The following is a 12,237-nucleotide window of genomic DNA, read 5'->3' on the forward strand; positions in this document are numbered from 1 at the left end:
TCAAGAATGTGAACGGCCAGCGTCAAGGAGAACCGATGTCCCACCCCCTGTCCAGCGGCGCCGACGACCCCGACTTCGTGCCCGTGAAGTCCGCCGATCGCACGCTCGACGTGCTCGAGGCGCTCGCGTCCGGCGCAGCGAGCCTCGCGGAGCTGTCGGCGCGTCTCGGCATCCCGAAGAGCAGCATGCACAGCATCCTCCGCACGCTCGAGCACCGGGGATGGGTCGAGAGCGACTCGGCGCGGTCGACCTACATGCTGGGCATGAACGCGCTCCTCATCGGGTCGTCCTACGTCGACCAGGACCCCACGGTGCTCCGCACGTCCGACGCCCTCGACGGGCTCGCCGCGGAGACCGGCGAGACCGTGCACCTCGCCCGCCTCGAGGTGCCCGACGTGGTCTACCTCGCCAAGCGCGAGTCGACGCATCCGCTTCGCATGTTCTCCGCCATCGGACGACGTCTTCCGGCGCACGCGACGGCGCTGGGCAAGGTGATGCTCGCCGAGCTCCCGACCGACACCATCCGGCGCATCCTGCCCGAGCAGCTGCCCGCCTCGACGGAGCACACGATCACCTCGCGTGAGGCGCTCATCGAGCACCTCGCCGACGTGCGGCGCCAGGGTTACGCCGTCGACGCCGAGGAGGCCGGCCTCGGCATGCGATGTTTCGCGGTCGTGCTCCCGTTCCAGACGCCGTCGAAGGACGCGATCAGCTGCTCGGTGCCGATCGCGCGGCTGGACGACGAGCGCGAGCGCTCGATCATCGACCTGCTCCTCGAGACCCGCGACCAGCTGAGCCGGCAGTTCGGCAGCCGGCGCGTGACCGCGATCTGACATCCGACCCGAATCAAGGAGGAACCATGCCCAACATCACCGTCGAGCTCCTGCGGGGTCGCACCGTCGACCAGCGACGCGCCTTCGCAGAAGCCGTGACCGCGCATGCTGTGGACATCCTCGGCGCACGCCCGCAGGACGTGCGCATCGTGTACCAGGAGATCTCCGCCGACGTCGTCGCGAACGGCGGCGTGCTCGCGAGCGAGGACTCGTCTCGGGCCGACGTGGTGGCGAAGCACGGCGCCTGACCGGCCCGACGCCGAGGTTGCCAACGCGGCGTCGGCCACCGACTGAGTCGACGCCGCGCATCGTTCCCCCGATTGCCGGATGCCACAAGGGCGGCGCCGGAGCGACCGGCCCGCATCGTCGATCCCGACAGAGGTCGACGCCCGGCGGCAGGCCCTGGTCTACAGTCCGAAGATGAATGATTTCCGTCCGCCCGTTGCCGACCTCGCCTACGCGCTCAAGCACGTCGTGGGCTACGACCAGGTCGAGCAGCTTCCGGGCTTCGAGCACGCCGACTTCGACACGGTCTCCGAGATCCTCGACGAGTTCGGCGACTTCACTGCTGCGGTCGTCGCCCCCACCAACCGCGCCGGCGACATCGAGGGCGCCTGCCTGAACTCCGACGGGACGGTGACGACGCCCACCGGCTTCAAGGAGGCCTATGCCGCCTACGTCGACGCGGGCTGGGGTTCGGTGCCCCTTCCCGAGGAGTTCGGCGGCGGAGGGTTCCCGCGAACGGTCGGCCTCGCCATCCAGGAGCTGACCACCACCGCCAACATCGCGTTCGCGCTCGGACCGCTGCTCACCCAGGGCGCGATCGAGGCGCTCCTCCACTACGGCAGCGAGGAGCAGAAGCAGGCGTGGCTGCCGAAGATGGTCAGCGGCGAGTGGGCCGGCACCATGAACCTCACCGAGCCCCACGCCGGATCCGACGTGGGCGCGCTCACCACGAAGGCTGTGAAGCGCGCCGACGGCACCTACGGCATCACCGGCCAGAAGATCTTCATCTCGTTCGGCGACCACGACCTGAGCGACCAGATCGTGCACCTCGTGCTCGCCCGCACGCCCGACGCGCCCGCCGGCACGAAGGGCATCTCCTGCTTCATCGTTCCGAAGCACCTGGTGAACGAGGACGGCTCGCTGGGTGAGCGCAACGGCGTGCACACCGTCGGCCTCGAGCACAAGATGGGCATCCACGGCTCACCCACCTGCGTGCTGTCGTACGAGGATGCCACCGGCTACCTCATCGGCGAGGAGAACTTCGGCATGCGCATCATGTTCGTCATGATGAACAGCGCGCGCCTGTCGGTCGGCATGCAGGGCCTGGCCGTCGCCGAGCGGGCCTACCAGCAGTCGCTCGACTACGCGAAGGAGCGCATCCAGGGCCGCGCGATCGGCGCCACGCAGGACTCCCCCATCATCGACTTCCCCGACGTGCGCCGCATGCTCATGACGCAGAAGTCGTACATCGCCGCGCTCCGCCGGATGATGCTCCAGAACGCCGTGTACGTCGACATCTCCACGAACCATCCGGATGCCGCGACGCGCGCCCGGGCCGATGAGATCGTGGGCCTGCTCACCCCGATCTGCAAGGCGTTCGGCACCGACCTCGGCAACGAGCTCACCTCGCTCGCGCTGCAGATCCACGGCGGCATGGGATTCATCGAGGAGACCGGAGCCGCCCAGCACTACCGCGACGTGCGCATCACCGCGATCTACGAGGGCACGAACGGCATCCAGGCCGCCGACCTCGTCGGCCGCAAGCTCGGCGTGCGCAATGGTGCCTCGTTCCTCGAGTTCATCGCCACCATGCGCGAGCTCGACGGCGAGCTGGCTGCCGCCGGCGAGGACTTCGCGTCCATCCGGGCGCAGCTGAACACGGGACTCGACGTGCTCGAGCAGACGACCGGGTGGATGCTGCGCACCGGCGTCGCCGACCCCAACTCGGTGCTCGCGGGCTCCAGCCCGTACCTGCGCATCTGGGGGCTCGTGGTGGGCGGTTGGCTGCTCGCGAAGTCCGCGCTCGCCGCTCGCACGCTCGACGGCGACAGCGTCGCGGCGGCGCAGTTGCCGATGGCGCGGTTCTACGCCGAGCAGCTGCTGCCCGCGGCATCCGGACTCGTCGGCGCCGCCACCGCCGGATCACGCGACCTGTTCGCCCTCGATGCTGAGGCGCTGGGGGACGTGGTGCGTCGCACCGCACGCGTCTGACGCGTCACACGACCGGAATCAGCCGGGGAACGACGACTCGAATTCGCCGTACGGAACCTGGCCGTCGGAGCTCGTCAGTATCGCTTCCGCGACGTCGGGAGGGATCGGCGTCCACCAGCCGGGCATCTGCGCCGCCACGGCGGGATTGAGCACGTAGAGCAGGGTGAAGTTGATGATCCAGATGGACGGTGCCATCGACATCCCGACGATCGTGCTCCTCCCGCCGCCCTTGACGTTGGGAACGAGCTGGGCGGGGTCCGACTGCGGCAGTTGCTGCGACGCGATCGCGAAGGCGATCTCGGACTGGTAGGCCGACCGGTGGAGCATCGCGAGCGATTGCTCGCAGCCGTTCTGCTCGCACCAGTGGTCCACGTACCCACCCGGTGAGATGAGCGGGTTCACCTCCCTCGTCGGTGCGTCCTCATTCGCGAGGCTCATCAGCACCCCGCTCCCGCTCACCCACAGCCCGTAGCTGGCCAGCACGAACGGTGTCGTCGTGCCATCCACATCGGCGTAGAGGGGGTTGCCGGTCGTGTTCGTGAAGATGCTCACGCTCTCGTCGATGAGCGCCGCGGATGCCGGATCGCCATCGATCCCCTCGCCGTTGATGAACAGCTCGTACTGTTCCGGTGTGAAGACCAGCTGCTTGTCGAGCCCGAGCTTGCGGGCGATCAGATCTGCGGCCTGCTGACCGAGTGGCTGGTTGACCTGGCGGATGTTGCCGGCCTGGGTCGGCGTCCACTTCTCGTACTCCGGCGTCCCGGCGTAGGGCTGTGTGAAGCCGGTGGCGGAGCCGGCCGCTCCCGCCGCCGTCGGGACCGCGATCGAGAGCACCGCAGCGCTCGACACGACCGTGATGGCGACCAAGCCGATGCGCAATCCGTTCGGCGCGTGCGTGAGGCGCTTCATCGTGCTCGCCTTCCCTCGGCTCGTCCGCGGGCACGCGGTGCCGCACGTCGTGACGCCCCTGCGGCAGAGCCGATTCGTCGCCGACCATCCTCCCCGCACCCGCCAGGCGCCGCCACCCCGTGTCAGGGGGCCGCGCCGACCACGAAGGACCGGCATACGGATGACGGATGGGACCACGGGCTCGACATCGAGCCTCCCCAGCGGGAAACTCGGACCAACAGCGTTCAAAGGGGAGCGTCCATGTCCGATCAACGTCTCGGGCTCGGTGCCCAGCTGCTCCGACGCAAGCCGATCATCTTCCAGCATCATTTCCATCCCGGCACGGAGCTCCCGCGCAAGCTCAACACGTTCCAGCTCATGATGTTCGGGGTCGGCGCCACCATCGGAACCGGCATCTTCTTCGTGCTGAGCGAAGCGATCCCGGTGGCCGGGCCGGGGGTGATCATCTCGTTCCTGCTCGCGGGTCTCGCGGCCGGTCTGTCGGCGCTCTGCTACGCGGAGCTCTCCTCCTCCATCCCGGTGAGCGGATCGACCTACTCGTTCTCGTACCACGCGCTCGGCGAAGGTGTCGCGGTCCTCGTCGGCGGGTGCGTGCTGCTCGAGTACGGGCTGGCCGTCTCGGCGGTCGCGGTGGGCTGGAGCGGCTACTTCAACGAGCTGCTGCGCCTCCTGTTCGGGTTCCAGCTGCCGACGGAGCTTTCCATTTCGTTCATCCCCGGCGATGACGGCGTGGCCACCGGTGGCGTCGTCAACCTGCCGGCCATCGTGCTCGTTGGCCTGTGCATGCTGCTGCTCATCCGCGGTGCTTCGGAGTCGGCGACCATCAACGCGATCATGGTGTGCATCAAGCTCGGCGTGCTGGGCCTGTTCATCGTGATCGGACTCTCCGCCTTCAACGCCGACCACTTCGACGACTTCTTCGCCCAGGCCGCCGGCATCAGCGGAGCGGCCGGGGTGATCTTCTTCTCGTTCATCGGACTCGATGCGGTCGCGACCGCCGGCGAGGAGGTGCGCAATCCGCAGAAGGCGATCCCCCGCGCCATCATCGGCGCGCTGTTGATCGTCACCGGGGTCTACGTCCTGGTGTGCATCGCGGGCCTGGCCGCGATGCCGGTCGAGTGGTACTCGACGCCCGAAGCCGGCGAAGCCGGACTCGCGAAGGTCATGGAGCTGGTCACCGGAACACCGATCTGGGCGACGATCCTGTCGGCCGGTGCGGTGATCTCGGTGTTCTCGGTCACGCTGGTGACCCTGTACGGCCAGACGCGCATCCTGTTCTCCATCTCGCGCGACGGCATGGTCTCGAAGAAGTTCCTCGCCGTCAGCCCCAAGCACGGCACGCCGGTCTACAACACCGTCGTCGTCTCGATCCTGGTGGCGCTCGTGGCGGGATTCGTGCCGTCCGACTACCTGTGGGACAGCGTGTCGTTCGGCACCCTGGTCGCCTTCAGCGTCGTCGCGATCTCGCTCATCGTGCTGCGGCGGCGGCATCCTGAACTCGAGCGCCCCTTCAAGGTGCCGTTGTACCCGGTGGTCCCCATCCTCACGGTGGCCGTGTGCATCTACGTGCTCGTGAGCCTCCGCCCGATCACCTGGATCATCTGCCTCACGTGGCTCGCCATCGTGTTCGTCTTCTACCTCGCGTACGGCCGGCGGCACGCCACGCTGAACCACTACACCTCCGACGAGGAGATCTCGGAGCCGATCCACCCCGAATTGGAGAAGCAGTGACCTACGTCGTCGGGTACGGGCCGCACAACAACGATCGCAGCGCGATCGAGCTGGCGTGTCAGCTCGCCCGCTCGGTACCCGGCGACGTGCGCGCGATCTCCGTCGTCCCGCAGGGATGGGGAACGCCGGCGGCGGGTGGAACCGACCGGGAATTCGAGGCATGGGCTGCAGAAGAGGGCGAGCTGAGCGCCGCAGAGGCGCGCGACGATCTCGCCCAGCACCCGACCATCGAAGGCTCCGCCGCCTGGGTGAGCGACCGTTCGGTACCCCACGCCCTGCTGGAGGAGGCGGCCCGGTCCGATGCCTGGATGCTCGTCGTCGGTTCCAGCGGCGACGCCGAGCCCGGCCGCATCCGGCTCAGTTCCAAGACCGACCGCCTGGTGCACTCGTCACCCGTCCCGGTGGCGATCGCTCCTCGCGGCTATCGCACCGATCACCCCGTGACTCGGGTGACCGTGGGATTCCGCGACGATGACGCGAGCTGGTCCCTGCTGGCCCGCGTCGCCGAGATCTGCCACCGGGCATCGGCACACCTCCGCGTGGCCACGTTCGTCGTCGCACCGCCGCGCCGACCGGTCACGGCCCGTTCGAGCCACACCGAGACCCAGGTGATCGACCTCTGGAAAGCCCAGGCCGCGAATGCCCAGCGCGAGGCGAAGACCTACCTCGACTCGCAGGGGTTCGACGAGACCTCGCTCGAGTTCGCGATCGCCCAGGGCGCCGACTGGGCGCGGGCGATCAGGATGCTCGACTGGGAGGACGGCGACATCCTCGCCATCGGCTCGTCGGCGACGCATCCGGTGGCTCGCGTGTTCCTCGGATCGAGCGCGACCAAGATCATCCGGTACGCGCCAGTCCCTGTGGTCGCGGTCCCCGGGGCCGCCGCGGAAGGCCGAGCATGACCGCCGCGGTGCTGGCCGAGCAGCTGCGTCGCGCGCTCCCATCGGACAGCTTCGAAGGTCGGGAGCCACGTGACGTCACGGGTGCGCTCACCGCGTTGACGACGCTCGCCGACGAACGGCGGTCCGGCGAGGCTCGCGTGGCCGTGTACACGCCGACACTCACCGAGAACGGGTGGACGTCGCGTCGCACGATCGTGCAGATCTGCACCGACGACGCACCCTTCCTCGTCGACTCGGTCACCGCGGCCCTCGCCGACGCGGGCCTCACCGTCCACCTGCTGCTGCATCCGATCCTCTCGGCCGGCCGCGACACCGAGGGGCGCCTCCTGGCGATCGGGACCGACGACGGCCTGCGCGAGTCGTGGATGCACATCGAGACGGACCGCATCCCGACGGACGAGCAGCGCGCGGCGCTGCAGGCGCGCATCGGGTCCGTGCTCGCCGATGTCCGCGCCGCGGTGGACGGCTGGAGCGCCATGCGGCGCACCTGCCTCGGCATCGTCGCCGACCTGCGCACCTCCCCTCCGACCGGGGTGGCCGCGGAAGCCGTCGCCAGCACCGTCGAGTTCCTCACCTGGCTCGCCGACGACCACTTCACCTTCCTCGGCTACCGCGAGTACGCGCTCGACGTGGTCGACGGCGAGGACGTGCTGCGTCCCATTCCGGACAGCGGTCTCGGCATCCTCCGCGATGCGCCCACCCGGGTCGCGCATCTCCGACCGGAAGCCCGGGCGACAGCGCGAGCCCCCCGGCTGCTCACCGTCACGAAGGCGAACTCCCGCTCGACGGTGCATCGGGCGGTGTACCTCGACTACGTGGGAGTGCGCACATTCGACGAGGTCGGAAACGTCACCGGCGAGCGTCGCCTCATCGGGTTGTTCACCTCGACGGCCTACGCGTCGTCCGTCCTGATGCTCCCCGTCATCGCGGCCAAGGTGAGCGCCGTGCTGGAGGCTTCCGGACACGCGCCCGGTTCGCACTCCGCGAAGAACCTGCTGCAGATCCTCGAGGACTACCCGCGTGACGAGCTGTTCCAGGACTCGCCGGAACACCTGCTCGACGTCACGACGCAGGTCAGCAAGCTCCAGGAGCGGCGGGGTTCACAGGTGTTCGTCCGCAGTGACGAGTTCGGCCGCTTCGTTTCGGCACTCGTGTTCATGCCGCGCGATCGGTACAACACGCCCGTCCGACTGCGCGTGGAGTCCCTGCTCACCGAGGCCTACGGCGCCGAGTTCATCGAGCACACCGCGAAGGTCGGGGATTCGCCGCTGGCCCAACTGCACTGCACACTGCGGATGCCGCGGGGCGTCGACATCCCCCCGGTCGATGTCGCGGAGCTCAACGCCGGCCTCGAAGCCGCGATCCGCACGTGGGACTCCGAGTTCGTCGACGCCCTGCACCGCGTGCACGACGAAGAGGTGGCTGCCGGGCTGTTCACCCGATACGGCGCCGCCTTCCCGGAGTCGTACAAGGACTCCACGACACCCGACGAGGCGGTCGCCGATGTCGGGCGCATCGAGCGGCTGGACGACTCGGGCGGAATCACGGTGCACCTGTACGCCGCTGGCGACGATCCCCGCCTTCGGTTCCTCAGGGTCGTGAGCACCGCCTCGCGGCCGCTCACCGAGGTGCTGCCCATGCTCACCGCGCTCGGCGTCCAGGTGATCGACGATCGCCCCCAGGATGTGACCCTCATGGACGGCTCGACGAGGCACATCTCCGACTTCGCCCTGAGCCTGCATGACGCCGAGATGTGGGACGACGACGTCCGTGCAGCGGCGTTCGAGCGGGCGTTCCTCGCGATCTGGTCGGGCGCCGCCGAGGGTGACAGCCTCAACACGCTCGTCCTGCGGGCGGGCGTGGACTGGCGTGACGTCGTCATCCTGCGTGCGATCGGCGCCTACCTGCGACAGATCGGCTCCGCCTTCTCGATGGACTACATCGACCAGGCGCTCACCGCGAACCCGACGCTCGCGGCGGGCCTCGTCCGCCTGTTCGGGGCCAGGTTCGACCCCGACAGCGCCGATGGCGGCACCGGATACGAGCAGGTACGCGACGAGCTGCTGCGCGCGCTGGACGATGTCCCGAGCCTCGACCACGACCGCATCCTCCGCGCCTTCGTCGGCACCATCGACGCGACGGTGCGCACGAACTTCTACCAGCGCGACGTCGCGGGCCTCCCCAAGTCGTGGGTGTCGATGAAGCTCGAGAGCAAGCGCGTCCCGAACCTGCCCAAGCCGCAGCCCATGGCCGAGATCTGGGTCTACTCGCCCGAGGTCGAGGGTGTGCATCTGCGCTTCGGGAGGGTCGCCCGCGGGGGCCTGCGGTGGAGCGACCGACGCGAGGATTTCCGTACCGAAGTGCTCGGGCTCGTCAAGGCGCAGATGGTGAAGAACGCCGTGATCGTGCCGACGGGCTCGAAGGGCGGGTTCGTCGGCAAGCGGCTGCCCGACCCCGCGGTCGACCGGAGCGCTTGGTTCGAAGCCGGCACCTCCGCGTACCGCATGTTCATCCGCGGGCTCCTCGACATCACCGACAACCGCACTGCCGCGGGGATCGTGCCGCCGGAGCGCGTCGTGCGCCACGACGGCGACGACCCGTACCTCGTGGTCGCCGCCGACAAGGGGACCGCGACGTTCTCCGACATCGCGAACGGCGTCTCGCAGGAGTACGGATTCTGGCTCGACGACGCGTTCGCGTCGGGCGGGTCCGCCGGCTACGACCACAAGGCGATGGGGATCACCGCACGCGGAGCGTGGGAGTCGGTGAAGCGGCACTTCCGCGAACTCGGCCTCGACACGCAGGCCGAGGACTTCACCGTCGTCGGCATCGGCGACATGTCGGGCGACGTGTTCGGCAACGGGATGCTGCTCTCGGAGCACATCCGACTCGTCGCCGCCTTCGACCACCGTCATGTGTTCGTCGACCCGCAGCCCGACTCCGCCGCCTCCTTCGCGGAGCGCACGCGCCTGTTCCGCCTGCCCGGGTCGTCGTGGGCCGACTACGACACCGCGCTCATCTCCGCGGGCGGTGGAGTGTTCCCGCTCAGCGCGAAGTCGATCCCGGTGTCGCCGCAGATGCGCGCGGCGCTCGGACTCGAGGACGGCGTGGCGGCGCTCACGCCCAACGAGCTGAAGCGGGCGGTGCTCCTGGCTCCGGTCGACCTGCTGTGGAACGGCGGCATCGGCACGTACGTCAAGGCCTCGACCGAGACCAATACCGAGATCGGCGACCGGGCGAACGACGCCATCAGGGTCGACGGCGTCCAGCTGCGCGCCCGGGTCGTCGGCGAGGGCGGCAACCTCGGGGTGAGTCAGCGCGGACGCATCGAAGCCGCGCGCGCGGGCACGCAGATCAACACCGATGCCATCGACAACTCCGCCGGCGTGGGCATCTCGGACCGCGAGGTGAACATCAAGATCCTCCTCGGCGAGGCCGTCCGCGCTGGCGATCTGACGATCGACGACCGCAATGCCCTGCTGGCGTCGATGACCGACGAGGTGGCCGCGCAGGTGCTGCGCGACAATTACGAGCAGAACGTGCTGCTCGGAAACTCCCGTGCGAACGCGGCGATCATGCTGCCCGTGCACGAACGGCTGATGGAGGCCCTCGAGGCGCGAGGCGAGTTGGATCGCGAGATCGAGTTCCTGCCCGACCGCACCGACGTCGCGGAGCGCATCCACAGGGGCGACGGGCTGAGCCGCCCGGAGTTCGCGGTGCTGGTCGCGTATGCGAAGCTCGCCCTCAAGTCCGACCTCGCCGCGACCGACCTCGCCGACGATCCGTGGTTCGGCGGGACGCTCGCCGAGTACTTCCCGACCGAGCTGCGGGAGCGCTTCTCGGCGTACCTCGACCGGCATCCGCTGCGGCGGGAGATCATCATCAACGCGGTCGCGAACTCGATGGTCAACCGCGGCGGGATCACGTTCGCCGACCGCGCCGCCGCCGAGACGGGAGCCACCACCGAGCCGATCGCTCGGGCGTACGTCGCTGCGCGCGAGATCTTCGATCTGCGCGGATTCGTGGTCGCGGTCGAGGCCACCGACACCATCGTCGACACGAGCACGCAGTCCACGCTGTACCTCGACTTCCGGCGACTGCTCGATCGGGCCGCCCGGTGGTTCGTGCAGCGCCGGTCCGACCGGGTGGACATCGGGGCCGAGATCACGAGGTTCGCGGGTCCGGTCGCGATCCTCTCGGACCGGCTCGCCGAGTTCTTCCGCGGTGAGGAGGCCGACCAGTTCGCCAACCGCAAGGCTGCGCTGCTCGAAGCTGCAGTACCCGAGGACCTGGCGCACCGCGGAGCGCGCCTGCTCGAGGCGCTGCGCCTGCTCGATGTCGTCGAGCTCGCGCAGGCTCGAGGGTGGGACCTCGACGAGGTCGCCCGCACCTACTTCCTGCTCTCGGGCGAGATCCGGTTCGACGACCTGCTGACCAGCGTCTCGGGGCTCCCGCAAGAGGGCCGCTGGCAGTCGATGGCGCGCGCTTCGCTGCGCGATGACCTCTACGCCGTGCTCGTCGAGCTCACCGCCTCGGTGCTGTCGCACGCGGGTGATGTGGAGCTCGAGCAGCGGTTCGCACGATGGCTCGAGGGGGGAGGCATCCCCGCGAAGCGCGCGGTCGATGCCCTCGCCGCGGCGAGCGCCGTGACGGACCCCGACATCGCCGTGCTGTCGGTCGCCCTCCGACAGTTGCGATCGCTGGTCCGTTGACGGTGGAGCGGTCTGTGAAACCCGGTCAAACCTCGCCTGCGACGGGCAGTTGACGACCTCGAATGACTGACCCGAGGTTCCTTGCGAGAACGGATGTCGAGGCATCGACTCTTCCGGGGACAGCTGGGATCGGGCGCCGACGAGCAATGGCGCCGACGTAGTCTGAGTACGGTCCGGTGAAGACGCGTTGCGCGATCAAGGGAGAGCGGCGAGATGAGACCACTTCGATACTCGATCAACGTCACACTCGACGGCTGCGTCCATCACGAGGCAGGGCTTCCCCCTGACGAGGAGTCGATGCGCTACTGGACCGCTGAGATGGAGCGAGCCGATGCCCAGCTCTTCGGCCGGGTGACCTACGAGATGATGGAGTCGGCGTGGCGGCAGCCGACAACGGGCACGTGGCCCGACTGGATGCGTGCGTGGGAGATCCCCTTCGCCGAGGCCATCGACCGGACGAAGAAGTACGTCGTGTCGAGCACGCTGAGCGGGGTCGATTGGAATGCCGAGCTGGTGCGAGGCGACCTGCGGCAAGCGGTTCAGCGGCTCAAGCAGGAGCCGGGCGAGGGCCTGTCGGTGGGTGGCGTGACGCTGCCCCTGGCGTTGGCGGATCTGGGACTGATCGACGAGTACGTGTTCGTCGTGCAGCCGGTCCTCGCCGGACACGGGCCGACATTGCTCGCCGGTCTGCGCGAGCGCATCCAGCTCGAGCTCGTGGATCGCCATGAGTTCCGCTCGGGGGCGGTCGCCCAGCGTTACCGACCCTCGCGAGCAACCGCGTGATGTGACGAGTCCCGGCACGTCGGCCGCCCCATCGCGACGAAACGACGGTGCTCGCGCAACGCGACGTTCCACTTCGTCGACGGCATCGAGGCGGCCGTGGCCACGGCGAAGGAGCTCGCGGGTACTGGCTGGGCCGCGAAGACCCCCGCA

At 68.9% G+C, this 12,237-nt stretch carries 8 protein-coding genes; 7 read left to right on the forward strand and 1 reads right to left on the reverse strand.

From position 1 onward, the window contains the following. Positions 1–35 precede the first annotated feature (35 nt). From ACWEOH_RS05515 to ACWEOH_RS05525, 3 genes are all read left to right on the forward strand, one after another. Complete coding sequence (locus ACWEOH_RS05515) at positions 36–833, forward strand: IclR family transcriptional regulator (protein WP_452028956.1); 798 nt, start codon at positions 36–38, stop codon at positions 831–833. A gap of 26 nt (positions 834–859) precedes the next feature. Beyond that, positions 860–1,081 (forward strand): tautomerase family protein, encoded by a 222-nt coding sequence (locus ACWEOH_RS05520; protein WP_148732622.1) that lies wholly within the window; start codon positions 860–862, stop codon positions 1,079–1,081. 172 nt (positions 1,082–1,253) lie between these two features. Further along, positions 1,254–3,050: an acyl-CoA dehydrogenase gene (locus ACWEOH_RS05525; RefSeq protein WP_452028959.1), complete on the forward strand. Its 1,797-nt coding sequence runs from the start codon at positions 1,254–1,256 to the stop codon at positions 3,048–3,050. 18 nt (positions 3,051–3,068) lie between these two features. Here the strand turns inward: ACWEOH_RS05525 and ACWEOH_RS05530 are convergent, their stop codons facing one another. Continuing rightward, positions 3,069–3,959: a hypothetical protein gene (locus ACWEOH_RS05530; protein ID WP_452028961.1), complete on the reverse strand. Its 891-nt coding sequence runs from the start codon at positions 3,957–3,959 to the stop codon at positions 3,069–3,071. Between the two features lie 240 nt (positions 3,960–4,199). On the opposite strand from ACWEOH_RS05530, the gene ACWEOH_RS05535 reads away from it, so the two are divergent. The 4 genes from ACWEOH_RS05535 (at position 4,200) to ACWEOH_RS05550 (ending at position 12,087) form a co-directional block, all read left to right on the forward strand. Further along, the gene (locus ACWEOH_RS05535; protein ID WP_452028963.1) at positions 4,200–5,690 is read left to right on the forward strand and encodes an APC family permease; all 1,491 of its coding nucleotides are present in this window, start codon (positions 4,200–4,202) and stop codon (positions 5,688–5,690) included. Then, positions 5,687–6,592 (forward strand): universal stress protein, encoded by a 906-nt coding sequence (locus tag ACWEOH_RS05540; RefSeq protein ID WP_452028965.1) that lies wholly within the window; start codon positions 5,687–5,689, stop codon positions 6,590–6,592. Before ACWEOH_RS05535 ends, ACWEOH_RS05540 begins: the two co-directional genes overlap by 4 nt. Then, positions 6,589–11,304, forward strand: a complete 4,716-nt coding sequence (locus ACWEOH_RS05545; protein WP_452028966.1) for an NAD-glutamate dehydrogenase — start codon at positions 6,589–6,591, stop codon at positions 11,302–11,304. Before ACWEOH_RS05540 ends, ACWEOH_RS05545 begins: the two co-directional genes overlap by 4 nt. A gap of 213 nt (positions 11,305–11,517) precedes the next feature. Further along, positions 11,518–12,087 carry a dihydrofolate reductase family protein gene (locus ACWEOH_RS05550; protein ID WP_452028968.1) on the forward strand — a complete coding sequence of 190 codons (570 nt, stop codon included), beginning with the start codon at positions 11,518–11,520 and terminating at the stop codon, positions 12,085–12,087. The last annotated feature ends 150 nt before the right edge of the window (positions 12,088–12,237 follow it).

Source organism: Agromyces sp. NPDC004153 (assembly GCF_053603635.1).